Source organism: Demequina lignilytica, from assembly GCF_030418305.1.
GTDB classification, from domain to species: Bacteria; Actinomycetota; Actinomycetes; order Actinomycetales; family Demequinaceae; genus Demequina; species Demequina lignilytica.
On the sequence record NZ_JAUHPX010000004.1, the window covers coordinates 102,949 to 125,502 of the forward strand.

The following is a 22,554-nucleotide window of genomic DNA, read 5'->3' on the forward strand; positions in this document are numbered from 1 at the left end:
TGGGACGGCCTGACCAGCGTAATCCCCGCCCGCGCTCGGAGCCCACCGGCGCTCCTAGACTTGGACCCCATGACCGACCCGCATGCGACCGCCGAGCGGATCCTCCGTCGCTTCGCCCGCGAGACCAATCTGCTCATCTCAGGGCGCCCCGTGCGCGTGAGCGCCGAGGCCGAGGACACCGCCGTCGCGCTCGCCGTCGCGGGCATGGCCCGCGCGCTGGGCGCGCGTCTGGTGGAGGACGAGGCGACGAGCGCGGACGTCCTCGACATCGACGTGCGGGGCGACGATGCGGCGCTGTCCCTGGGCGGCGCGCCGCTCGCGAGCCGGGGTGACGCGGGCGGACGGCTCGACTTCGCCGCCGCGCACATGCCGGTCTCGACGGCGCTCGCGGAGGAGATCGGCGCGGCGGGCACCGTCCGCGGCCTGCGGGTCGGCGTCGCGATGACCCTCGAGCCCAAGACCGCGAACCTGGCGCTGCTGCTGCAGGCCGCGGGCGCCGAGGTCGCCGTGTACGCCCACCCCGACGAGACCGATCCCGCGGTCGCGGCCGCCCTGCGCGCGCGCGGCGTGCCCGTCGACGCCGACGCGACCCTCTCCGGCGAGGCCGAGCGTGCGGCCGCCCTCGCCTGGCTGCGCCGCGGCTTCGACGTGGTGGTCGACGACGGCTCCCACCTCGTGAGGCTCGCCCACGAGGCGGCACCGGAGCTCGTCGAGTCGTGGATCGGAGTCACCGAGGAGACCACCTCGGGCCTCACGCCGCTGCGCGCGATGGCGACGCAGGGGGCGCTGCGCACCCCGGTGGTCGCGGTGAACGATGCGGCGACCAAGACCGGCTTCGACAACCGCTACGGCACCGGGCAGAGCTGCGTGCTCGCGATCGCGGACCTCATCGAGCACGTCGACGCGACCGTCCGCGACCTGCCCGTCCTGGTGATCGGCTACGGCCCGGTGGGAGTCGGGGTCGCCGCGCACCTGCGCGCGCTGGGCGCCGAGGTCGCCGTCGCGGAGATCGACCCCGTGCGCGCGCTGCTCGCCGCGCACGACGGCTACCCGGTGGGTCGCGCCGAGGACCACGCGCCGGGCGCTCTCGTCATCTCCTGCACCGGCGCCCCCGGCACGGTGACCCGCGAGCTGCTGGAGCTCGCGAGCATCGTCGCGGTCGCGGGCGGCGTGCCCGGCGAGGTGGACCTCGACCTCGCCGCGCTCGAGCCGGTCGAGGTGGCCGGGCGCACCGTGGACCACCTCGACGTCGACGTCGAGCGCGGCACGCTCGTCCTGGACCGCGGCGGCTGCATCAACGTCACCGCGGCCGAGGGCAACCCGATCGAGATCATGGACCTGTCCTTCGCCACGCAGCTCGCCGCCATCCGGGAGCTCGTCGAGACCCGGCCCGGCCCCGGCGTCCACGCCGTGAGCGACGCGGCGGTGGCGCACGTCGCCGCCACCGCCGCCCGCGTGCGCGGCGTCGCGCTCGACGCGCGCCCCGCATCGTCCGCCGCGGCCTCGTCCGACTGGCACTCCCCGCGCTACCGGGAGGACCGCGCGTGACCACGATCGTCTTCAGCGCCGCCCTGGTGCTGCCCATGACCGCACCGCCCGTCCTCGACGGCGCGATCGCGGTGCGCGGACGGCGGATCGTCCACGTCGGCGAGCGTGCCTGGGTGGTCGAGGCCCTGCGCGAGAGCGGGCACGAGTTCACGGAGCATCGCTGGGACGGCGTGCTCATGCCGGGGCTCATCAACGCCCACACCCACCTGCAGTACACGGGCATGGCGTCGGTGGGTCAGGGTCGCTACACCGGCTTCGAGGACTGGGCGCTGGCGTTCAACCCGGTCTACGAGCGCGGGCAGGACTGGCGCGCCGCCGCGGCCGCCGGTGCCCGCATGGCGCTCGAGGCGGGCACCACCGCCGTCGCGGACGTGGTCACCGACCTCGAGGCGATGTACGCGCTCGCCGATGCCGGGCTGCACGGCATCACCTACTGGGAGGTGATGGACTGGACCAACGCCGCGTGGCGCGAGCGCGGTCGGGCCCAGGTCGAGGCGGCGCTCGACGCGCTTCCCACTCCCCCGGGCACCGGGCTCAGCCCCCACGCGCCGTACTCCCTCGAGATCGTGCCGCTGCTCGACATCCCCGACATCGTCCGCGAGCGCGGCAGCCGCATCCACATCCACCTGGGCGAGTCCGCCATCGAGCGGGAGTTCTCCCACACGGTGGCCGAGCCGTGGCAGCGCAAGGGACTGGGCTCGCTGTCCGAGCTGCGGTCGGCCGGCTACGGCACCTCGGCGACGGACTACGTCGACCACCTCGGCGTGCTGGGTCCCGACTGCCACATCGCGCACGGCGTCTACCTCTCCGCGAAGGACCGCGCGATCCTCCGGGCGCGCGGCACCTCCGTCGCGCTGTGCCCGCGCTCCAACGAGGTGATCGGCCTCGACGAGCCCCCGGTCGCCGCCTACCTCACCGAGGGCAGTCCGATCTCCGTAGGCACGGACTCGCTGTCGTCGGCGCCGAGCCTGGACCTGATGGGCGACGTGGCGGCGCTGTACGCGATGGCCCGCCGGCAGGGCTACGACCGCCCCGACCTCGCGGAGCGGCTGCTCGCCGCCGCCACCCACGGCGGCTCTCGCGCGATGGGCCTGCACATGGGTCCGGACCGCACCGGCTACCTCGCGGTCGGCGCCCGCGCCGACCTCGCGTTCCTCGACGTCCCCGTGGGCGACCTCGCGACGTCGATCGACGACCTGGCCCGCGCAGGCGACGGCCACGCCGTCGCCACCGTCGTCGCGGGCCGGCTGCGCCACGCCACCGCATCGTTCACCTCCCAGACCGGAGCGTCGCTCACATGACCGTCCCCGAGACCGCCGCCGCGCTGCACCTCGAGCCGCACCCCGAGGGCGGCTGGTTCCGCCGCACCTACACGTCCGAGATCCCGGTCGCGACCGCGGGCGGCGAGCGCCCCGCGGCGACGCTGATCCACTACCTGCTCGCTCCCGGCGAGCACTCCGCGTGGCACGTGGTCAGCTCGGACGAGATCTGGCTGTGGCACGGGCCCGGCCGTCTGGAGCTGTCGCTCGGCGGCCGGGGCGCTGAGCCCGACGAGGAGGCCACCCGGATCGTGCTCGGGCCGGCGCCGCTCGACGACGAGGCGGCCCAGGGCATCGTCCCTGCCGGGACGTGGCAGGCCGCGCGCCTCCTGGACGATGCGGAATGCCTGGTCAGCTGCATGGTGTCGCCCGGGTTCTCCTTCGCGGACTGGCGGCTGGCGCCGCCGGTAGACTAGGCGCCGCGCAGCCGACGACGGCGCGCCACTCCCACCCCGCAACTCTGCAAGGAGCACCCATGACCACCCGCGCCCGTGCCGCCCTCATCGCGACCGCCTCCCTGTCCGCGCTGATCATGGCGGGCTGCTCCTCGACCTCCTCGGACTCCGAGAGCTCGGCGTCGAGCACCCCCGAGCCCACCGCATCGTCCGCCGTCGAGCTCGAGACCCTCACCGAGGGCAAGCTCACCATTGCGACCGGCGAGCCCGCCTACGAGCCGTGGGTCGTGAACGACGACCCGGCCTCGGGCGAGGGCTTCGAGGCCGCCGTGGCCTACGCCGTCGCCGAGGAGCTCGGCTTCGCCGCCGACGACGTGGTGTGGGTCCGCTCGAGCTTCGACTCGGCCATCGCCCCCGGCGCCAAGGACTGGGACCTCAACATCCAGCAGTTCTCGATCACCGAGGAGCGCAAGGCCGCCGTCGACTTCTCGTCGCCGTACTACACGACCACGCAGGCCGTCGTGACGGTCGAGGGTTCGGCCGCCGCCGACGCCACCACGGTCGAGGCCCTCGCCGGGCTCGCCGTGGGCGTGCCGTCGGGCACCACCTCGTACACCATCGCCGCCGAGGTGCTCGGCGAGGACAACCTCTCCGTGTTCAACTCCTCGGAGGACACGGTCCTCGCGCTCAACTCGGGCCAGATCGACGCGTTCGTGATCGACCTGCCGTCGGCGTTCTACCTCGCCGCGGTCGAGCTCGACGGCGGCGTCATCCTCGGTCAGTTCGAGGACGCCACCGGCGGCGACGAGTTCGGCTTCGTGCTCCCCAAGGGCTCCGCGCTGACCGAGCCCGTCACCGCCGCCGTGGACGCGCTCCGCGAGGACGGCACGCTCGCCTCGATCGAGGCCGAGTGGCTGTCGGACGCGGTCGACGTCCCGGTCCTCAAGTAACACCTGAGGCAGATCGACGATGACGGACCGGGCGGCCGTGGAGGCCTTCTCCCCGAGCGCGCTGGAGCTGGATCGCCGGCTCCACCGCCGGCGGGCCTCCCGCCGCTCGGTCCTCATCGCACTGGTCTCGACGCTGGCGTTCGCCGGGGTCGGGGGCTGGCTGGTGGTGACGTCCCCCGGGTGGGACGGCGTCCGCCAGATGTTCTTCAACCTCGAGATCGCGGCCGACTCGTTCCCGAAGATCCTCGAGGGGCTGTGGCTCAACATCCGAGTGCTGTTCTTCGCGACCATCGCCGTCGCCGTGGTGGCGACGCTGCTCGCGGTCATGCGCTCGCTGCGGGGGCCCGTGTGGTTCCCGCTGCGCGCGATCGCGACGGGCTACACGGACCTGTTCCGCGGGCTGCCGGTGCTGATCGTGCTGTACCTGGTGGGCTTCGGCGTCCCCGCGCTCAACCCCGAGACCCGCATCCCCATCGCGGTGCTCGGCACCGTCGGCATCTCGCTGTGCTACTCGGCGTACGTCGCCGAGGTGCTGCGTGCCGGCATGGAGGCGGTCCACCCGTCGCAGCGCATCGCCGCGCGCTCCCTGGGGCTGTCGCACGCGAAGACGCTGCGCATGGTGGTGATCCCGCAGGCCCTGCGCAAGGTCGTGCCGGCGCTGATGAACGACTTCGTGTCGATGCAGAAGGACGTGGGCCTGATCTCCGTGCTGGGCGCCGTCGACGCGGTGCGTGCCGCGCAGATCGTCACCGCGCAGACGTACAACTTCACCCCCTACGTGGTGGCGGGACTGCTGTTCGTCGCGATGAGCTTCCCGATGATCCGCCTGACCGACACCGTGTCGGCACGGATGGCGCGGCGCGAGCAGCAGGGAGGGACCGTATGAGCGCCTCCGTCCTCGAGCTGCACGGCGTCCACAAGCTCTTCGGTGACAACCACGTGCTCCGCGGCGTCGACCTCACGGTCGCATCGCACGAGGTGGTCGTGGTGATCGGCGCCTCCGGATCCGGCAAGTCCACCCTGATGCGGACCATCAACCTGATCGAGCGGGTCGACGACGGCCGCATCCTGCTCTCGGGTGACGACATCACGGCACCCGACGTGGACGTCGACAAGGTGCGCGCGCGCATCGGCGTGGTGTTCCAGCACTTCAACCTGTTCCCGCACATGCGGGTGATCGACAACGTCACCCTGGCCGCGCGCAAGGTCCACGGGATCGAGGCGTCCGTCGCGCGCGAGAAGGCCGTCGGGCTGCTGTCGACATTCGGGCTGGCGGAGAAGGTCGACGACTACCCCGACCGGCTCTCGGGCGGCCAGCAGCAGCGCGTCGCGATCGTGCGCGCGATCATGACGGACCCGGAGCTCCTGCTGCTCGACGAGATCACCTCGGCGCTCGACCCCATGCTGGTCGGCGAGGTGCTCGACCTGGTGCGCGACCTCAAGGCGCAGGGCTCGACCATGCTGATGGCGACGCACGAGATGAGCTTCGCCCGCTCGGTGGCCGACCGCATCGTCTTCATGCACGGCGGCCGCCCGCTCGAGGTGGGCCCGCCGGAGCAGATCTTCGAGGACCCGCAGCATCCCGAGACCCGCGAGTTCCTGGCGCGCCTCACGCACCGCTGACCCTGCCCCCTGCCCCCGCCCCCGCATCGTGCCGGGACAGTGAGTCCTCAATCCTGAGCCCCCGTCGCGCTCCCGGGACAATGAGTCCTCATCTGCTCACCTCAGGATCGGGGGCACCTCGCCCCATGAGGACTCAGCGTCCCGGCAGCGAGCTGCCGCGCGCGACATGAGGACTGAGTGTCCCGACCCCGTGAGGGCGGCGGCTACTCGTCGCCGTCGTGCTCCGACTCCACCACCGCGGGCAGCGACGCGGTCACCACGGAGCCGTCCGCTCGCATGGTGCCGTGGAAGGCGGCCGCGTCGGGTGCCCCCGAGATGCGCGGGCCCTGGTCGGCGAGGGGCACCACGACCTCCTCGCCCCGCAGCACGCTCACGCGCTCGCCGCGCACCTCGACGGTCAGCCCCTGGCCCTCCTCGACCGTGAACCCGACGGACTCCTGCTTCACGGTGACGAGCAGCCGGGTGCCGCGCTGGGTGACGCGGAACCGCATCTCGGGCCAGCTGGCCGGGAGGCGCGGGTCGAAGGACAGCTGGCCCCCATAGTCGCGCATCCCACCGAAGCCGTGCGCCAGCGCCGACCACACGCCGCCGGCCGACGCCACGTGCACGCCGTCCGCGGTGTTCGAGTGCAGGTCCGCGATGTCGACGAACAGGCCGTCCCAGAAGTAGCGCAGCGCGAGCTCGTGGTACCCGACCTCGGAGGCCATGATCGACTGCACCACGCCCGAGAGCGTCGAGTCGCCGGTGGTGATCGGGTCGTAGTAGTCGAAGTCGGCCTTCTTCTCCTCGGCGGTGAACTCGTCGCCCTGCAGGAACAGCGCGAGCACCACGTCCGCCTGCTTGAGGACCTGGAACCGGTAGATCACGAGCGGGTGGAAGTGCAGCAGCAGCGGGCGCTTCTCGGGCGGCGTGTTCTCGAGGTCCCACAGCTCGCGCTCGTGGAACAGGGCGTCCTGCGGGTGGATCCCCAGGTCCTCGTCCCACAGGATCGCCATCGCCTCGGCGGCGGCGTCCCATTCGGCGACCTCGGCATCGTCCAGCCCCAGCCGCGCGACCATCTTGGCGTGCTGCTCGGGCCACATGCGCGCGAGCTTGCGGACCGACGCGGCGGCGCAGCGCAGGTTGAAGCGCGCCATCACGTTCGTGTACAGGTTGTCGTTCACCACGGTGGTGTACTCGTCGGGGCCGGTCACCCCGTGGATGCGGAACGAGGACCCCTCGGACTTGGTGGACCGCCAGAACCCCAGGTCCGCCCACATGCGCGCCGTCTGCACCAGGATGTCGATGCCCTCGCGCGCGAGGAACTCGTCGTCCCCCGTGGCGGTCACGTACTTGTCGATCGCGAAGGAGATGTCGGCGTCGATGTGATACTGCGCGGTGCCCGCCGCGTAGTAGGCCGAGGCCTCCTCGCCGTTGATGGTGCGCCACGGGAACAGCGCGCCGTGCTGGGCCAGCTCGCCCGCGCGGTCGGTCGCCTTGGGGAGCATCCGGTAGCGGTAGCGCAGGGCGTTCCGCGCGATGCCGGGCGAGGTGTAGACGAAGAAGGGCACCACGTAGATCTCGGTGTCCCAGAAGTAGTGGCCCGAGTAGCCCGAGCCGGTGACGCCCTTGGCGGCGACCCCCTGGCCGTCGCCGCGCGCGGCCGCCTGCGCCAGCTGGAACAGGTTCCAGCGGATCGCCTGCTGGACGCGGTCGTCGCCGTCGACCTCGACGTCGGAGCGCTGCCAGAAGTCGGTCAGCCAGGCACCCTGGTCGGCGAACTGCTTGTCGACGCCCTCGGAGCGGACGCGCTCAAGCGTGCGGTGGCAGCGGTCGCCGAGCTCGCGCGCGGGCACCATGCGGGACGTGTGGTACGACACCACCTTGGTCAGCGTGAAGGTGCGGCCGGGCGCGGCACGGAACCGGAACACCTCCTTCGCGAAGTCGGGCTCGACCAGCCGGTCGCGCTCGACGTCGCCGTCGAAGTCGACGGTGTGCTCCATGGCCACCGCGATCGCCATGCCCGAGTTGCGGCACTTGTAGCCGACCAGCATGTGCTCGTCGTGCGCGAGGTGGAGCTTGGGCTCGAGCACGCGCTCGTTGAGCGCGTCCGACTTGCGGGGGTCGAAGCCCGCCTTGGTGCCCTCGGTGGTGCGGTACTCGTCCGCACCGGACTCCCGGTTGAGCAGCTGCGAGGAGACCGCGACGGGCGCCTCCTTGTCGAGCAGCGTCACCTCGAACGTCATGATCGCCAGGTGCCGCTGCGCGAACGAGACCATGCGCCGCGAGCGCACGCGGACGCGGTTGCCCGCGGGCGTGCGCCACAGCAGGTCGCGCGTCAGGACGCCCGTCTTCATGTCCAGCGTGCGCGAGTACTCGGGGAGGTCGGCCACGGACAGGAGCAGCGGCTCGTCGTCGACGTAGAGCCGGATCACCTTCGGGTCGGGGACGTTGACGATGGTCTGTCCGGTCCGGGCGAAGCCGTACGCCTCCTCGGCGTGGCGGATGCGCCACGTCTCGTGGAAGCCGTTGATGAAGGTGCCGTGCGCGTGGGCGTCGTGACCCTCCTCGATGTTGCCGCGCAGGCCCAGGTAGCCGTTGCCGACGGCGAACAGCGTCTCCGACGTCCCGAGGTCGTCGCTGCGGAACTCCGTCTCGACCAGGCGCCACGGGTCGGCGGGGAACCGCAGGCGGTCGACGTAGTCCGGCGCGCTGGTGTCCCCGAGCGAGCGCCGCGCCGCCTTCATCCGGGCACCACCTCTCCGAGGTCCGTCACCACGACGTCCGCCCCGCCGTCCAGCAGCTCCTCGGCGCCCGCACCGCGGTCGACCCCGAGCACCAGCCCGAAGTCGCCCGCACGGCCCGCCTGCACGCCCGACAGCGCGTCCTCGACCACCACGGCCGCCTCCTTGGGCACGCCCAGCAGCTCGGCGGCGTACAGGTACGTGTCGGGGGCGGGCTTGCCCGGGATGCCGTGGTCGGCGGCGACCTGCCCGCTCACCACGTGCTCGAAGCGGTGCGCCAGCCCCGCGGCGGCCAGCACCGCCGGCGCGTTGCGGGAGCTCGACACCACGGCCATGGCGCAGCCGATCGACTCGAGGTGGTCGAGCAGCGCGACGGAGCCGGGGTACGGGTCCACGCCCTCCTCCTCGAGGATCCGCGAGAACTCCGCGTTCTTGGTGTTGCCGATGCCGCAGACCGTCTCGGTGCCAGGCGCGTCGTCCGGCGTGCCGTCGGGGAGCGTGACGCCGCGGGACGCGAGGCACGCCCGCACGCCGTCGTAGCGCGGCTTGCCGTCCACGTACCGGAAGTAGTCGTCGTCCGTGTAGGCCGGGGTGATGCCATGCGACTCGAAGTAGTCCGTGAACATCCGTCGCCACGCATCCATGTGGACGTCCGCGGTCGGGGTGAGCACCCCGTCGAGGTCGAACAGCGCCGCACCGAACGATGCGCCGGGGACCTGGGGCAGGGTCCACGGGGTGGGCAGGGACGTCACAGGGGTCTCCCTCCGAGCGGGTTCTCAATGGAACGCGCGCACCCCCAGTCGAATCGGCGGCGCGCGCGGCACGTCCCCTCGATACTAGCCAGCGCCACGGTGGGTGTGTCGAGGCCGGATGACGGTCGACCGCGGTCGCACCGCTGGTCCTATGGTGGGGACATGGACACCGCGCTGCTCGAGCCGATGGGGGCCGAGGACCTGAGGGACGAGGCGATCCTCGAGCGCCGCCACCTCGACGGCGCGATCATGGAGGACGTCGAGGCGCGCGACATGTCGCTCCACGAGTGCCTGATCTCCGACTGCACGGCGGGCACGGTGCGCCTCCCGGGGCTGCGGACCACCGGGACCCGCATGATCGGATCCTCCGCCACGGCGTTCGAGATCGGGGGATGCTCCGTCTTCTCCGGGCGATTCGAGGGGGTGCGGATCGGCGTGGTCCGGGCGGACGGCTCGGACATCTCGGTCTTCCGCATCGAGTCGTCGCGCATCGACGTCCTGTCGATCCGCGAGTCGCGGATCCGCCGCGTGGACATCGTCGACTCGCGGATCGGGCTGCTCGATCTCACGGGGACCCGCGTGCGCGAGGTGGTCGTCGAGGGCGGCTCGATCGACGAGCTGATCCCGTCCCGCGGTCGCATCGACGGCTTCGACCTGTCGCACACCCGGATCGGACGGGTCCTGGACCCGGTGGGCCTGGGCGGCGCCACTCTCACGCGCCAGCAGGCCCTGGAGCTGGGGCCGGACCTCGCGGAGCACCTGGGCGCCACGCTCGTCGACTAGCGACGACGGCGACGAAGGCGCCTCAGCCCTTGGTGTGGAACCTCATCTGCGCCGCCTCGAGCCCGGAGGCGAGGATCGCCTCCACGGCGTCCGCCGCATCGTCCACCAGGAACGGCAGCTCCTTGCGCTCGACCGAGGAGAACGGCTTGAGCACGAACGCGGCGGCCTCCATGCGACCCGGCGGGCGGCCGATCCCGACGCGCACCCGCACGTAGTCGGGGGTGCCGAGCGCCTTGGTGACGTCCTTGAGGCCGTTGTGGCCGCCGGAGCCGCCGCCGCGCTTGATCTTCACGGTGCCGAACGGGATGTCGAGCTCGTCGTGGACCACGACCACGTCGGTGGGGGCGACCGAGTGGTACTTCGCCAGCGACGAGGTGGGGCCGCCGGAGACGTTCATGTAGGACATCGGCACGCCGATCACGACCGCCTCGCCCGCGAGGCGGACCGTCGCGGTGCGGGTATGGGTCTTCTTCGACACGGAGAGGGACGATGCGCCGCGGCGCGCGAGCTCCTCGACCACCATCTGGCCGACGTTGTGGCGCGTCTCGGCGTACTCGGGCCCGGGGTTGCCCAGGCCGATCACCAGGCTGGTCACGTGCGCGTCCTCTCCATGGGTCGAGCGGTGAGACGACGACGCCCGGCCCGCCCACAGTCGGGCGAGCCGGGCGAACATCGGTGAGAACCTACTCCGCGTCGGCCTCGGCGGGAGCCTCGGCGGCGGCGGCCTCGGCCTCCTCCTCCTCGGCGCCGGCGCCACGGGGCACCGAGATGACGACGACGGCGGCGTCGGCGTCGGTCACGAGCTCCGAGCCCTTGGGGAGCTCGATGTCGCGGGCGTACACGCGGGCGCCCTCCTCGAGGCCCTCGATGGAGACCTCGAGCGACTCGGGCAGGTGGGTCGCCTCGGCGAGGATCTGCACGGTGGCGTGCTCGACCACGTGGATGGTGCCGGCGAAGGACTCGCCGACGACGTGCACGGGCACGTCCACGGTGATCTTCTCGCCCTTCTTCACGAGCAGCAGGTCGACGTGCTCGATGATGCGGCGGACCGGCTCGACCTGGACGTCCTTCGCGATCGCCGTCTCGGAGCTGCCGTCGAGCTCGATCGTGAGGAGGGCGTTCGAGTGCTTGAGCGCCATCATCGTGTCGTGGCCGGGGAGCAGGATGTGCACCGGGTCCGAGCCGTGGCCGTAGATCACGGCGGGGATCTTGTGGGCGGCGCGGGCGCGACGGGCGGCACCCTTGCCGAACTCGGTGCGCTTCTCGGCGGCGAGCGTGAGCTTGTCGGACATTGCGTACTCCTCTTGCGTCAGATGGGGGGCCAGGGCAAGGCAGGGCGACTCGCATCTGCCGCGTCGATCACGCCAAGACGTCGAAGTCCCAGCCTCGCCGAGGAACCGGACAACTATACCTGTCGCGCGGCCCCGAGCGCCACTCCGCCGGCACCGCGGCGAGGCGGCGCGGAATATCTTCCGGCGCGGCCGCAGTTGGATCTGGCATGGATACCGCATCGGCGAGCAGCGCCCGCGCCGGAACCTCGGGCGACATCTGGGAGACCGCGGCACGGGCAGGCTTCTTCGTGTCGGGGCTCCTCCACCTCATCCTCGGCTACGTGATCGTGCGCATCGGGCTCGGCTCGGGCGGCGAGGCCGACTCCTCCTCCGCGCTGTCGCGCCTCCGCGACGCGCCGGCGGGCCCCGTCATCCTCTGGGGCTCGGCCCTCGCGTTCGTCGCCCTCGCGCTCTGGCAGCTGTTCGACGCGCTCCGCGGCCACGACGAGGCGATGGACCGGGCGAAGGCCGGCGGCAAGTTCCTGCTCTACGCCTCCCTGGCCGTCTCCGCGGCGTCGATCGCGATGGGCGGCGGCGACTCGAACGGGGACCAGCAGGCGAGCGGCATCGCCGCCACGCTCATGGGCGCGCCGGGCGGCCCCGTCATCGTGGGCGCGATCGGCCTCGGCATCCTCGGCGGTGGCGTCTACCACGTGGTCAAGGGCGCGCGGAAGAAGTTCCTCGACGACCTCAAGCCGATGCCCGGCAAGGAGCTCGGCACGGGCGTGAAGACCGTCGGCACGGTCGGCTACATCGCCAAGGGCATCGCGCTCGGCGCGGTCGGCGTGCTGTTCGTGATCGCGGCCATGACGGCCGACCCCGACCAGGCCAAGGGGATCGACGGCGGCATCGAGGCGCTGCTCGGCATGCCGGGCGGCCCGGTGATCGTGATCCTCATCGGCGTCGGCTTCGCGGCGTACGGCCTGTACTCGTTCGCCCGTGCGCGCTACGCGAGGATGCACTCGTGATCGCCGGACCGCGGGCGACCGCGCCCGCGCCCTCCGAGGTCGGCGCGGCCGCCCTCCGGCGCGTCCTGCTGCCCGCCGCGATCCTCTGGGTCACGATCGTGGGCGTCGGCTTCCTGCTGGTCGACGTCGTGCAGATCGACGAGCACGCGATCAGCCAGGCCTTCGTCGAGCTCCGCACCCCCGCGCTCGACTCGATCTCCGCCGTGGTCTCGGAGATGGCGAACACCCAGGTCATCATGGCGACCACCGTGGTGGTGGTCGCGATCGTGTGGTGGCAGTCGCGACAGTGGTGGTTCGCGGTGGTCCCCGCCACCGCGCTCGGGGTCGAGGCGGCCGTGTTCCTCACGAGCTCGCTGGTCGTGGGGCGCGAGCGGCCCGACGTCGACCAGCTGGACCACGCCCCGCCCACCTCGAGCTTCCCGAGCGGCCACACCGGCGCGTCGACCGCCGTCTACGTGTCCTTCGCCCTGATGGCGACCCGGATCAGGATCGGCGCGGTGCGCGTCACCGTGATCGTCGTGTGCGCGCTGTTCCCCGTCGCCGTCGCGCTGTCGCGCGTGTACCGCGGCATGCACCACCCGACGGACGTGATCGCCGGCCTCGCGGTCGGCACCACGTGCGCCCTGATCGGCTGGACGTGGCTGCGGGACGATGCGCGCGTCGCCTCCCGCGAGGAGGTCGCGGCGACCGCCTAGGCATCGCACCGACGCGCCGGGGCCCCCGCATCGTGACGATGCGGGGGCCCCGGCGCGTGGTCGCGGAGGGCTCAGACGTTGCCGTCGAACAGCGACGTGACCGAGCCGTCGTCGAAGACCTCGCGGACCGCGCGGGCGATCAGCGGCGCGATCGAGAGCACGGTGAGCTTGGGGAACTGCTTGTCGTCCGAGATCGGCAGCGTGTCGGTGATGACCACCTCGGACACGCCCGAGCTCTGCAGCCGCTCGACTGCGGGGCCGGACAGGAGGCCGTGGGTCGAGGCCACGATCACGTCCTTGGCGCCGTTCTCGAACAGCGCCTCGGCGGCCTGGACGATCGTGCCGCCGGTGTCGATCATGTCGTCGACCAGCACACACGTGCGGCCCTCGACCTCACCGACCAGCTCGTGGACCTTGACCTGGTTCGGGACCGACGGGTCGCGGCGCTTGTGGATGATGGCGAGCGGCGCGCCCAGGTGGTCCGACCACTGGTCGGCGAGGCGCACGCGGCCCGCGTCGGGCGAGACGATGGTGAGGTTGCCGGGCGAGACGCGGCTCTTCACGTAGTCCGCGAGCATCGGCATGGCCCACAGGTGATCCACCGGCCCGTCGAAGAAACCCTGGATCTGCGCGGTGTGCAGGTCGACCGACATGACGCGGTCGGCGCCGGCGGTCTTGAACAGGTCCGCCATGAGGCGGGCCGAGATCGGCTCGCGGCCCTTGTGCTTCTTGTCCTGCCGCGCGTAGCCGTAGGACGGGATGATCACCGTGATGCGCTTCGCGGAGGCCCGCTTCATGGCGTCGACCATGATGAGGTGCTCCATGATCGCCTCGTTGATGGGCGCCGCGTGCGACTGCAGGACGAAGGCGTCCGCGCCGCGCACCGACTCGCCGAAGCGCACGTACAGCTCGCCGTTCGCGAACGTGTACGCGGTGGTGGGCAGCAGGTCGATCCCGAGGCTCTCCGCGACCTTCTCGGCGAGCTCCGGGTGAGCCCGGCCGCCCGCGAGGACCAGCCTGCGCTCGCCCGGGTTCGAGATGAACGCGTTCATGCTTCTCCCTTGTCCTGTGCGGTGATCTGCGCGTCCGCGGCGGCGCGCTCCTCCTGTGCCCCCGACGATAGTGCGCCGGGGGTGGCTCCGTCCTGCGCTGCCCGTGCGGCCGCGGCAGAGGGCGTGCCGGGGCGGCGGCGCTCGACCCAGCCCTCGACCACCTGCTGCGGCACCGAGTTGAGGGCGAGCGCGCCTGCGGGCACGTCGTGTCGGATGATCGCGCCCGCGCCGGTGTAGGCGCCGTCGCCGATGTGGACGGGGGCGATGAGGGTGTTGTCGGAGCCGATGCGCACGTGGTCGCCCACGTCGGAGCGGGACTTCGAGACGCCGTCGTAGTTGACGAAGATGGTGCCGGCGCCGACGTTCGAGTGCTCGCCCACGGTCGCGTCGCCCACGTAGGACAGGTGCGGGACCTTCGAGTGCGCGCCGATGGTGGCGTTCTTGGTCTCGACGTAGGCGCCGATCTTGCCCTTCTCCCCCAGCACGGTGCCCGGGCGGAGGAAGGTGAACGGGCCGACGGTCGCGCCGGCGCCGATGCGGGAGTCGGAGCCATGCGTCCGGGTGACGGTCGCACCCTCGCCGACCTCGACGTCGGTGAGGGTCGTGTCGGGTCCGACGGTCGCGCCGGCGCCGATGCGGGTGACGCCCTGGAGCTGGGTGCCGGGCAGGACGGTGGCGTCCTGGCTGAGCGACGCGTCCGCGTCGATCCACGTGGTCGCGGGGTCGACCACGGTCACCCCGGCGCGCATCCATCCCTCGACGATGCGCCGGTTGAGGCTCGCGCCCGCCGCGGCGAGCTGGACGCGGTCGTTGACACCCTCGACGGCGGCCGCGTCGGGGGCGACCATGGCACCGACCCGACCGCCGGCCTCGCGGGCGAGGGCAAGCACGTCGGTCAGGTAGAGCTCGCCCTGCGCGTTGTCGGCGGTGAGGCGGGCGAGCGCGTCGCGGAGGTGCGCGGCGTCGAAGACGTAGATGCCGGCGTTGATCTCGCGGATCGCGCGCTCCGCGTCGGTGGCGTCCTTGTGCTCGACGATCCGGAGCACCGCGCCGGAGGAGTCGCGGACGATCCGGCCGTAGCCCCCCGCGTCGGGCACCTCGGCGGTGAGGACCGTGACGGCGTTCCCGCCGTCGTGGTGCGCCTCGACAAGCGCGCCGAGCAGCGCGCCGTCCACGAGCGGCACGTCGCCGCTGGTGACCACGACCGGGCCGCTGACCTCGGTGTCGAGGTGGTGCTCCCCCGCACCGTCCGCGGCGACCGCGGCCGCGACGGCCGTCGCGTCGAGCACCGACAGGCCGCAGCGCACCGCGCTGCCGGTGCCCGGCACCTCGTCCTGATCCGCGATCAGGGCTCCCGGCGCGACCGCGCCGATGTGCGCCACCACCGCGTCGCGCTCGTGCCGCACCACGACGGCGATGCGACCCGGATCCAGCTCGGCCGCCGCGACGAGCGCGTGATGGAGCAGGGTGCGACCGGCGATGCGGTGAAGGACCTTGGGGGTGGTGGAACGCATGCGGGTCCCGGCACCTGCGGCCAGGATCATCACGGCTGCGGGTGGAGTCGGGCTCACCTGATCCCCTCACGAAGCGGCCCCGGTGGGGGCACGTGGCTGGTTTCGCCCCAGTCTAACGAAGCGCGGACGTCCCGCCGCGCGCGGAACGTCCCGGCGACGCGGCTCCGCCCAGAGGATTCGAACCTCTACCGCAGGGCTCCAAAGGCCCGCATGCTGCCATTACACCAGGGCGGAACGGGACCGCACGGCCCCGCGCGGCGTCCAGTCTGCCAGGATTCACGGCACACTGGTCCCGTGACCGCTGAGCCTCGCCGTGCGCCGCGCGCCCGGATGACCGCCAAGGAGCGCCGTGAGCAGCTCCTCACCGTCGGCCGCGCGCTGTTCGCGGAGAAGGGCTTCGAGGGCACCTCCGTCGAGGAGATCGCGACGCGGGCGGACGTGTCCAAGCCGGTGGTGTACGAGCACTTCGGCGGCAAGGAGGGCATGTACGCGGTGATCGTCGACCGCGAGGTGCAGGCCCTGCTCGGCGCGCTCACCGACGCGCTGTCCGTCCGCGCGCACCCGCGTCAGCTGGTGGAGCGCGCGGCGCTCGCGCTGCTCGGGTACATCGAGGACTCCCCCGACGGCTTCCGGATCCTGTCGCGCGACTCGCCGGTCGCGCAGACGGCCGGCACGTTCAGCAACCTGCTCGGCGACGTCTCGCAGCAGGTCGAGGGCCTCCTGGGTGCGCAGTTCCGCAAGCGCGGCCTCGACCCGTCGGTGGCACCGTTCTACTCGCAGATGCTCGTCGGCATGGTCGCGCTGGCAGGTCAGCACTGGGCGGAGGTTCGCGAGCCGTCGAAGCAGGTGGTGGCCGCGCACATGGTGAACCTCGCGTGGAACGGCCTGTCGACGCTCGAGCGCGACCCCGGCCTGCCCGGCGACTGAGGCACCGTCGCTGCGACGCCGCGTCGGGACTAGGAACCGGCGGGACGGCGTTGTAGGTTTCCACCGGGCGCCGCGCGGGCGCCCTCGGACCCAGGGGGGACAGTCGTGATCAAGGGCTTCAAAGAGTTCATCATGCGAGGCAACGTCGTCGATCTCGCGGTCGCCGTCGTCATCGGCGCCGCATTCGGCGCGGTGGTCACGTCGCTGGTCGACAACATCATCAACCCGCTGATCGCCGCGATCTTCGGCAAGCCCGACCTGTCGGGGATCCTGCTGTGGACCCTGAACGACGGCGGCACGCCCGGCGACCCGGCCGACGACGCGGTGCTCGCGATCGGCACGTTCCTCACGGCGATCCTCAACTTCCTCATCATCGCCGCCGCGATCTACTTCGCGATCGTGCTGCCGCTGAACAAGCTCGCCGAGCGGAAGGCGAAGGACGAGCCCGCGCCGGACGAGGCCGTGTCCCCGACCGAGATCGAGATCCTCACCGAGATCCGCGACGCCATCAAGGCGCAGTCCGACCGGTAGCGGCGGCCACGGCCCGGCGAACGGGACGATGCGGGGCCCGGGTCAGTCCTGGACCAGGACCGTGCCGGCGGTGGGGCCGGTCGCCGTCAGCACGGCATCCGCGACGCGCGCCGCCTTGAGGTGGGCCGCGATCGCGAGCGCGTGCTGGCGCGAGCGTGCGAGCGCGACCACGGTGGGACCGGATCCGGAGACCATCGCGGCGCAGGCCTCGGCCTCCTCGGCCACGTCGAGCACCTTCTCGAGCCGCGGCATGAGGGAGAGCGCCGGGCCCTCGAGGTCGTTGATGACGGCGCGTCCGAGCGCGACCGGGTCACCCGCCATCAGCGCGGTCATGACGGGGGCCTCCACGGCCAGGTCGTTCTGCACCTGCTCGCGTGCGGCGATGCGGCGGTCGTACTCCGCGTAGACGCGGGGCGTCGACAGCCCCTCCGCCTGGGTCGCGACCACCCAGTGGAACTGCCCGTGGCTCATCACCGGCGTCAGCTGGTCCCCGCGCCCGACACCCATGGCCGTGTGGCCGTGGAGGCTGAACGGCACGTCGGACCCCAGCCTCGCCGCTAGCCGCGCCAGCTCGCCGCGGGTCGCGCCCACGTCCCAGGCCTCGGCGCACGCGACCAGCGCCGCTGCGGCGTCGGCCGAGCCGCCTGCCATCCCGCCCGCGACCGGCACGCCCTTGACGATCCGGAGGTCGACCCCGTCCGCGATCCCGTACGACGACGCGACCAGCTCGGCCGCGCGCCACGCGAGGTTCGACTCGTCGACGGGCACCCCGGACGCGTCCACGGGCGAGCCCGCGGCGGCGTCGACGGTCAGCGTGATGCGACCGTCGGTGCGCGCCGTGGCCTCGACGGTCTCGAACAGGTCGACGGCCTGGAACACCGTCACCAGCGGGTGGAAGCCGTCCTCGGCGACCGGGCCCACGGTGAGCTGCAGGTTCACCTTGGCGGGCGCCTTCGCTCGGACGGTCCGGGTCATGGCCCTAGCCTGCCAGACAGTCCCGGTCAGGTGCGGGCGGCGGCGAGCGCCTCGGCGATGCGCACGAAGTCGTCGATGCCCAGCTGCTCGCCGCGGGTGAGCGGATCGATGCCGGCCGCCCGCAGGGCGTCCTCGGAGGCCGCCGGGGAGCCGGCGAGCGTCGCCAACGCGCCCCGCAGCGCCTTCCGCCGCTGCGCGAACGCGTGGTCGATCACCGCGAAGACGTCCTCGCGCGCGACGGCGGTCTCCGGAACGGCGCGCCGGTCCATGAGCACCAGCGCGCTGTCGACGCGCGGGACGGGCCAGAAGACCGCGCGCTTCACGTCGCCTGCGCGACGCGTCGCGCAGTACCACGCGGCCTTTGCCGACGGCACGCCGTACGTGCGGGAGCCGGGCGGCGCCGCGAGCCTGTCGGCGACCTCGGCCTGGACCATCACGAGCACCCGCTCGAGGGTGGGGAAGGTCTCGAGGAAGTGGAGGATCACCGGCACCGACACGTTGTAGGGCAGGTTCGCGACCAGCGCACGGGGCGGCGACGGAAGGGTCTCGACGCGCAGGGCGTCGGCATGGACCACGTCGAAGCGGTCGACGGCCTCGGGCGCGCGCTCGGCGACGGTCGCGGGCAGCGCGCCGGCCAGCACCGGGTCGATCTCGACGGCGGTGACCTCCGCGCCGGTGGCGAGCAGCGCGAGGGTGAGCGACCCGAGCCCGGGACCCACCTCGACCACGCGGTCGCCCTCGCCCACCTCGGACAGGCGCGCGATGCGCTGCACCGTGCCGGCGTCGACCACGAAGTTCTGGCCCCACTTCTTGTGGGGCGCCGTGTTCAGCGACTCGGCGAGTCCGCGGATGTCGGAGGGGCCCAGCAGCCGAGCCACCGGTTCAGTACCAGCCCTTGGTCTGCGAGTGGTTCCACGCCCCGCAGGGCGTGCCGTAGCGGCCGGCGATGTAGCCCAGGCCCCACCGGATCTGGGTGGCCGGGTTCGTCGCCCAGTCGGCGCCTGCGGTGGACATCTTCGAGCCCGGCAGCGCCTGCGGGATGCCGTACGCGCTCGAGTACGGGTTGTCCGCGTACTGGTTCCAGCCGGACTCCTTGGTGAACAGCGCCTCGAGGCAGTACCACTGGTCGCCCGTCCAGCCGTACATGTCGGCCGCCATCTGCTGGCCGAGCGCACGGTTGCCGGTCGGGTTCGCCGCGGCGGTGCTGCGCGGCACCGACGGCGCCTCCTTGGTGCCCACCGCGATGACCTCGTCCTGAGCCTCGCTCACCGTGACCGTCATCGACTGCACGCGGGAGACCTCGACGCCGCCGACGGTGGTGACGTCGTAGGTGGTGATCGTCTGGCCGGCGACACCCTCGGTGACGACCTTCTCGGTGCCCTTCGCGAGGTTCGGGTCCTCGGACTTCACCGTCTTCGGCTCGACGGTGCTCTCCTCGGTCTCCGTGGTGACCACGGCGCCGGCCTCGGCGTCGGACTGGATCTCCGGCAGGCTCGCGACGTCAGCCGACACGGTCAGCGGCGCGTCGGCGGTGAGGGCGGGAACGGCAGCCGCGGCGATCGAGCCGACGGCGAACGATGCGGTGGCGAGCCCGATGCCGACCTGCGTCAGCACACGGTTCCGCGTGCCGCGCCGGGCGCGGCGCTCACGGCGGCCTCCCGGCATCGGGGTGGTGCGGCGGTAGCTCACTGAGGTCCTCTCGGTTCGCGCCTCCGAGGGGGTGGAGGCGTGATGTCTGACGACTTTTATCTCATATTGATAACGGTCTGCGCCAACCGCACTTGAGCCCTTGGTCCTGTGAGATCGCCCACATGAGGCGGTCTACCAGGGACCGTACAGGTTCTCCGACGTCTCCGAGATCGTGGTGCAGACGGCCTCCGGATCGGCCTGAAGCACCTCCGCGACCGTCCTGAGGGTGAGCGGCACCAGGTACGGGGCGTTGGGCGCGCCCCGGTGCGGGTGGGGCGTGAGGTAGGGCGCGTCGGTCTCGACCAGGACGCGCCCGAGAGGCGTGACGGCGAGGGCGGCGCGCAGGCCCGCGGCGTTCTTGAACGTCACCGTCCCGGCGAAGCTCAGGAAGTACCCGCGGTCGACGCACAGGCGCGCCATGCCGGCGTCGCCGGAGAAGCAATGGAAGACCGTGCGCTCCGGCGCCCCGTCGCGCTCGAGCACCTCGAGCACCTCGGCGTGCGCGTCGCGGTCGTGGATCTGCAGCGGGAGGCTGAGCTCCTTCGCCAGCGCGATGTGGTCGCGGAAGGAGCGGATCTGCGCGTCGCGTCCGTCCTCCGAGGTCCGGAAGAAGTCGAGCCCGGTCTCGCCGATCACCCGGATCCGCGGATGCCGCGCGAGCGACGCGATCTCGGCGAGCGCATCCTCGTAGCCGACGCCCGACTCGTGGGTCCCGTCCGCGTGCAGCGGGGCCTCGTTGGGGTGCAGCGCGATACCGCCCACCATCGCGGGGTACCGGTCCAGGGCGTCGACCGTCCACCGCGCGGTCTCCAGCTCGCAGCCGATCTGGACCACCCGGTCGACGCCGACCGCGGCGGCGTCGGCCAGGCGCTGCTCGACGCTGCGACGGTCGTCGCCGGCGTGGTGGTCGAGGTGCGTGTGGTTGTCGACCACCGGCGCGGGCAGCGGCGCGGGCGCCGGCGGCCAGGCTCCGTCGCGCATCGGCTACTCGTCCGCCATCCGCTCGAGCTCGGCGGCGACGATCTCGTCGTCGAGCTTGGTGAACACGGGCGACGGCGCGGGCACCGGCGTGCCGGCGACCAGCGGGCGCCGGGCCCAGGTGCCCTTCACCGCGGTGTAGTCGCCGGTGATGATCGGGTACTCGCGGCCCTCGAGGTCGAGGTCCGCGACGTCGGTCATCTGAGGCATGGGGGCCAGCACGCCCTCGCCGCCGAGCGCCTCGTGGACCCGCTGCGAGGAGTGCGGCAGGAAGGGCGCCATCAGGGTGTTCGCGTCCGAGACCAGCTGCGCCGCGACGCCGAGGACCGTCCGCATGCGCTCCGGGTCCTCGTTCTTCAGCTTCCAGGGCGCCGTGTCCGCCAGGTACTTGTTCGCCTCGCCGACCACGCGCATCGTCTCCGTGATCGCCGCCCGCTGGCGGTGCGACCGGACCAGGTCGCCCACCGTCGCGAACGCGGCCTCGGAGGACGCGAGCGCGGCACGGTCGACGTCGGCGAGCTCCCCGAGCTCCGGGATCGACCCGACGTTCTTGTGCAGCAGGGACGCGGTGCGGTTGACCAGGTTGCCCCAGCCGGCCACCAGCTCGTCGTTGGTGCGGCGCTTGAACTCGGACCAGGTGAAGTCGGCGTCCGAGGTCTCGGGGCCGGCGACCGCGATGAAGTAGCGCAGCGCGTCGGGCTGGTAGCGCGAGAGCATGTCGCGCACGTAGATGACGTGGCCGCGCGACGACGAGAACTTGGCGGACTCCATGGTGAGGAACTCGCTCGAGACCACCTCGGTCGGCAGCTGCAGGTCCCCGAACGGGCTCAGCTCGCCCCCACGCGCGCCGCGGCCGTTGGCGGCGATGAGCTCGCCCGGCCAGATCTGCGAGTGGAAGGTGATGTTGTCCTTGCCCATGAAGTAGTAGGACAGGGCGGCCGGGTCGTTCCACCACTGGCGCCACGCGTCCGCGTCGCCGGTGCGGCGCGCCCACTCGATGGACGCGCTGAGGTAGCCGATGACGGCATCGAACCACACGTACAGGCGCTTCGACGGGTTCTCCTCCCAGCCCGCCAGCGGCACGGGGATGCCCCAGTCGATGTCGCGGGTCATCGCGCGCGGGCGCACGTCGACCAGCAGGTTCCTCGAGAAGTTGAGGACGTTGGGGCGCCAGCCGTGGCGCGACCCGAGCCAGTCGGTGAGCGGCTGCACCAGGGCCGGCAGGTCGAGGAAGAAGTGCTCGGTCTCGACGAATCTCGGCGTCTCGCCGTTGATGCGGCTCACCGGGTTCTTGAGGTCGATCGCGTCGAGCTGGTTGCCGCAGTTGTCGCACTGGTCCCCGCGCGCGCCGTCGTAGCCGCAGATCGGGCAGGTGCCCTCGATGTAGCGGTCGGGCAGGGTGCGACCGGTCGAGGGCGAGATCGCGCCGCGCGTGGTCTGCTCGATCATGTAGCCGTTCCTGTGCACGGCCTTGAACAGCGTCTGCGCCACCTGGTAGTGGTTGCCGGTCGTGGTCCGGGTGAAGAGGTCGTAGCTGAGGCCCAGCTGGGTGAGGTCCTCGACGATCACGCGGTTGTAGCGGTCCGCGAGCTCCTGCGGGGTGACGCCCTCCTGGTCGGCCTGCACCAGGATCGGCGTGCCGTGCTCGTCGGTGCCGGAGACCATCAGGACGTCGTGGCCGGCCATGCGCATGTAGCGGGAGAAGACGTCCGAGGGGACGCCGAAGCCGGCGACGTGACCGATGTGGCGGGGACCGTTGGCGTAGGGCCAGGCGACCGCGGACAGGATGCGAGACATGCGG

The 22,554-nt window shown here is 72.2% G+C and carries 22 protein-coding genes and 1 tRNA gene; 11 read left to right on the top strand and 12 right to left on the bottom strand.

Going from position 1 to position 22,554, the window contains the following annotated elements; translation table 11 throughout:
- The first annotated feature begins 69 nt into the window (after positions 1-69).
- From QQX10_RS07735 to QQX10_RS07760, 6 genes are read left to right on the top strand one after another with little or no spacing between them, the layout of a single operon-like run.
- Entirely contained in the window at positions 70-1,548 is a 1,479-nt protein-coding gene (locus QQX10_RS07735) for an adenosylhomocysteinase (protein ID WP_301118824.1), read from the top strand.
- The gene (locus tag QQX10_RS07740; RefSeq protein ID WP_367281264.1) at positions 1,545-2,849 is read left to right on the top strand and encodes an amidohydrolase family protein; all 1,305 of its coding nucleotides are present in this window, start codon (positions 1,545-1,547) and stop codon (positions 2,847-2,849) included. The genes QQX10_RS07735 and QQX10_RS07740 overlap by 4 nt, the downstream gene beginning before the upstream one ends.
- A complete protein-coding gene (locus QQX10_RS07745) occupies positions 2,846-3,283 on the top strand; it encodes a cupin domain-containing protein (RefSeq protein ID WP_301118823.1) in 438 nt (145 codons plus the stop codon). The genes QQX10_RS07740 and QQX10_RS07745 overlap by 4 nt, the downstream gene beginning before the upstream one ends.
- Before the next feature lie 59 nt (positions 3,284-3,342).
- Positions 3,343-4,212: an ABC transporter substrate-binding protein gene (locus tag QQX10_RS07750; protein ID WP_301118822.1), complete on the top strand. Its 870-nt coding sequence runs from the start codon at positions 3,343-3,345 to the stop codon at positions 4,210-4,212.
- A 19-nt stretch (positions 4,213-4,231) separates the two neighbouring features.
- Positions 4,232-5,098, top strand: coding sequence for an amino acid ABC transporter permease (locus QQX10_RS07755; RefSeq protein ID WP_301118821.1), 867 nt, complete (start codon positions 4,232-4,234; stop codon positions 5,096-5,098).
- The gene (locus QQX10_RS07760) at positions 5,095-5,835 is read left to right on the top strand and encodes an amino acid ABC transporter ATP-binding protein (RefSeq protein WP_301118820.1); all 741 of its coding nucleotides are present in this window, start codon (positions 5,095-5,097) and stop codon (positions 5,833-5,835) included. The genes QQX10_RS07755 and QQX10_RS07760 overlap by 4 nt, the downstream gene beginning before the upstream one ends.
- A gap of 203 nt (positions 5,836-6,038) precedes the next feature.
- On the opposite strand, the gene QQX10_RS07765 is transcribed toward QQX10_RS07760, so the two are convergent.
- Positions 6,039-8,561, bottom strand: a complete 2,523-nt coding sequence (locus tag QQX10_RS07765) for a glycoside hydrolase family 65 protein (RefSeq protein WP_301118819.1) — start codon at positions 8,559-8,561, stop codon at positions 6,039-6,041.
- Positions 8,558-9,310: an HAD family hydrolase gene (locus QQX10_RS07770; protein WP_301118818.1), complete on the bottom strand. Its 753-nt coding sequence runs from the start codon at positions 9,308-9,310 to the stop codon at positions 8,558-8,560. Before QQX10_RS07770 ends, QQX10_RS07765 begins: the two co-directional genes overlap by 4 nt.
- 162 nt (positions 9,311-9,472) lie before the next feature.
- Here QQX10_RS07770 and QQX10_RS07775 point away from each other — a divergent pair, with 162 nt between their 5' ends.
- Positions 9,473-10,093 (top strand): hypothetical protein, encoded by a 621-nt coding sequence (locus QQX10_RS07775; RefSeq protein WP_301118817.1) that lies wholly within the window; start codon positions 9,473-9,475, stop codon positions 10,091-10,093.
- A 22-nt stretch (positions 10,094-10,115) separates the two neighbouring features.
- Here QQX10_RS07775 and pth read toward each other — a convergent pair whose 3' ends face one another.
- Both pth and QQX10_RS07785 read right to left on the bottom strand, forming a co-directional pair.
- Positions 10,116-10,688, bottom strand: a complete 573-nt coding sequence (pth, locus tag QQX10_RS07780; protein ID WP_301118816.1) for an aminoacyl-tRNA hydrolase — start codon at positions 10,686-10,688, stop codon at positions 10,116-10,118.
- Positions 10,689-10,776: 88 nt separating this feature from the next.
- Entirely contained in the window at positions 10,777-11,385 is a 609-nt protein-coding gene (locus tag QQX10_RS07785) for a 50S ribosomal protein L25/general stress protein Ctc (RefSeq protein WP_301118815.1), read from the bottom strand.
- A gap of 206 nt (positions 11,386-11,591) precedes the next feature.
- Here QQX10_RS07785 and QQX10_RS07790 point away from each other — a divergent pair, with 206 nt between their 5' ends.
- Together QQX10_RS07790 and QQX10_RS07795 are read left to right on the top strand one after the other, a co-directional pair.
- Positions 11,592-12,392, top strand: a complete 801-nt coding sequence (locus tag QQX10_RS07790) for a DUF1206 domain-containing protein (protein ID WP_301118814.1) — start codon at positions 11,592-11,594, stop codon at positions 12,390-12,392.
- Positions 12,389-13,087, top strand: coding sequence for a phosphatase PAP2 family protein (locus QQX10_RS07795; protein ID WP_301118813.1), 699 nt, complete (start codon positions 12,389-12,391; stop codon positions 13,085-13,087). The genes QQX10_RS07790 and QQX10_RS07795 overlap by 4 nt, the downstream gene beginning before the upstream one ends.
- A 71-nt stretch (positions 13,088-13,158) precedes the next feature.
- On the opposite strand, the gene QQX10_RS07800 is transcribed toward QQX10_RS07795, so the two are convergent.
- The 3 genes from QQX10_RS07800 to QQX10_RS07810 form a co-directional block, all read right to left on the bottom strand.
- On the bottom strand, positions 13,159-14,139 hold the full coding sequence (locus QQX10_RS07800; RefSeq protein WP_301118812.1) for a ribose-phosphate diphosphokinase: 981 nt from the start codon (positions 14,137-14,139) through the stop codon (positions 13,159-13,161).
- Positions 14,136-15,710 (bottom strand): bifunctional UDP-N-acetylglucosamine diphosphorylase/glucosamine-1-phosphate N-acetyltransferase GlmU, encoded by a 1,575-nt coding sequence (glmU, locus tag QQX10_RS07805; RefSeq protein WP_301118811.1) that lies wholly within the window; start codon positions 15,708-15,710, stop codon positions 14,136-14,138. The genes QQX10_RS07800 and glmU overlap by 4 nt, the downstream gene beginning before the upstream one ends.
- 105 nt (positions 15,711-15,815) lie before the next feature.
- Positions 15,816-15,887: transfer RNA gene (locus QQX10_RS07810), tRNA-Gln, on the bottom strand.
- A gap of 96 nt (positions 15,888-15,983) precedes the next feature.
- On the opposite strand from QQX10_RS07810, the gene QQX10_RS07815 reads away from it, so the two are divergent.
- Together QQX10_RS07815 and mscL are read left to right on the top strand one after the other, a co-directional pair.
- The gene (locus QQX10_RS07815; protein ID WP_301118930.1) at positions 15,984-16,580 is read left to right on the top strand and encodes a TetR/AcrR family transcriptional regulator; all 597 of its coding nucleotides are present in this window, start codon (positions 15,984-15,986) and stop codon (positions 16,578-16,580) included.
- Positions 16,581-16,712: 132 nt separating this feature from the next.
- Complete coding sequence (gene mscL, locus QQX10_RS07820) at positions 16,713-17,111, top strand: large conductance mechanosensitive channel protein MscL (RefSeq protein WP_436968567.1); 399 nt, start codon at positions 16,713-16,715, stop codon at positions 17,109-17,111.
- Positions 17,112-17,153: 42 nt separating this feature from the next.
- Here mscL and QQX10_RS07825 read toward each other — a convergent pair whose 3' ends face one another.
- From QQX10_RS07825 to metG, 5 genes are all read right to left on the bottom strand, one after another.
- Positions 17,154-18,086, bottom strand: coding sequence for a 4-(cytidine 5'-diphospho)-2-C-methyl-D-erythritol kinase (locus QQX10_RS07825; protein ID WP_301118809.1), 933 nt, complete (start codon positions 18,084-18,086; stop codon positions 17,154-17,156).
- Positions 18,087-18,112: 26 nt separating this feature from the next.
- Positions 18,113-18,964: a 16S rRNA (adenine(1518)-N(6)/adenine(1519)-N(6))-dimethyltransferase RsmA gene (gene rsmA / locus QQX10_RS07830; protein ID WP_301118808.1), complete on the bottom strand. Its 852-nt coding sequence runs from the start codon at positions 18,962-18,964 to the stop codon at positions 18,113-18,115.
- Between the two features lie 4 nt (positions 18,965-18,968).
- Positions 18,969-19,775: a G5 domain-containing protein gene (locus tag QQX10_RS07835; protein ID WP_301118807.1), complete on the bottom strand. Its 807-nt coding sequence runs from the start codon at positions 19,773-19,775 to the stop codon at positions 18,969-18,971.
- Positions 19,776-19,907: 132 nt separating this feature from the next.
- Positions 19,908-20,756 (bottom strand): TatD family hydrolase, encoded by an 849-nt coding sequence (locus QQX10_RS07840; protein ID WP_301118806.1) that lies wholly within the window; start codon positions 20,754-20,756, stop codon positions 19,908-19,910.
- Positions 20,757-20,759: 3 nt separating this feature from the next.
- A complete protein-coding gene (metG, locus tag QQX10_RS07845) occupies positions 20,760-22,550 on the bottom strand; it encodes a methionine--tRNA ligase (protein ID WP_301118805.1) in 1,791 nt (596 codons plus the stop codon).
- Positions 22,551-22,554 lie beyond the last annotated feature (4 nt).

Excerpts from the sequence above, each read along its gene's own strand:
- metG (WP_301118805.1), bottom strand. The coding sequence starts at position 22,550 with ATGTCTCGCATCCTGTCCGCGGTCGCCTGGCCCTACGCCAACGGTCCC.
- QQX10_RS07775 (WP_301118817.1), top strand. The coding sequence starts at position 9,473 with ATGGACACCGCGCTGCTCGAGCCGATGGGGGCCGAGGACCTGAGGGAC.
- QQX10_RS07765 (WP_301118819.1), bottom strand. The coding sequence starts at position 8,561 with ATGAAGGCGGCGCGGCGCTCGCTCGGGGACACCAGCGCGCCGGACTAC.
- mscL (WP_436968567.1), top strand. The coding sequence starts at position 16,713 with ATGCGAGGCAACGTCGTCGATCTCGCGGTCGCCGTCGTCATCGGCGCC.
- QQX10_RS07825 (WP_301118809.1), bottom strand. The coding sequence starts at position 18,086 with ATGACCCGGACCGTCCGAGCGAAGGCGCCCGCCAAGGTGAACCTGCAG.
- QQX10_RS07815 (WP_301118930.1), top strand. The coding sequence starts at position 15,984 with ATGACCGCCAAGGAGCGCCGTGAGCAGCTCCTCACCGTCGGCCGCGCG.
- QQX10_RS07755 (WP_301118821.1), top strand. The coding sequence starts at position 4,232 with ATGACGGACCGGGCGGCCGTGGAGGCCTTCTCCCCGAGCGCGCTGGAG.
- QQX10_RS07750 (WP_301118822.1), top strand. The coding sequence starts at position 3,343 with ATGACCACCCGCGCCCGTGCCGCCCTCATCGCGACCGCCTCCCTGTCC.
- QQX10_RS07800 (WP_301118812.1), bottom strand. The coding sequence starts at position 14,139 with ATGAACGCGTTCATCTCGAACCCGGGCGAGCGCAGGCTGGTCCTCGCG.
- QQX10_RS07785 (WP_301118815.1), bottom strand. The coding sequence starts at position 11,385 with ATGTCCGACAAGCTCACGCTCGCCGCCGAGAAGCGCACCGAGTTCGGC.
- QQX10_RS07760 (WP_301118820.1), top strand. The coding sequence starts at position 5,095 with ATGAGCGCCTCCGTCCTCGAGCTGCACGGCGTCCACAAGCTCTTCGGT.
- QQX10_RS07790 (WP_301118814.1), top strand. The coding sequence starts at position 11,592 with ATGGATACCGCATCGGCGAGCAGCGCCCGCGCCGGAACCTCGGGCGAC.
- QQX10_RS07840 (WP_301118806.1), bottom strand. The coding sequence starts at position 20,756 with ATGCGCGACGGAGCCTGGCCGCCGGCGCCCGCGCCGCTGCCCGCGCCG.
- QQX10_RS07745 (WP_301118823.1), top strand. The coding sequence starts at position 2,846 with ATGACCGTCCCCGAGACCGCCGCCGCGCTGCACCTCGAGCCGCACCCC.
- QQX10_RS07735 (WP_301118824.1), top strand. The coding sequence starts at position 70 with ATGACCGACCCGCATGCGACCGCCGAGCGGATCCTCCGTCGCTTCGCC.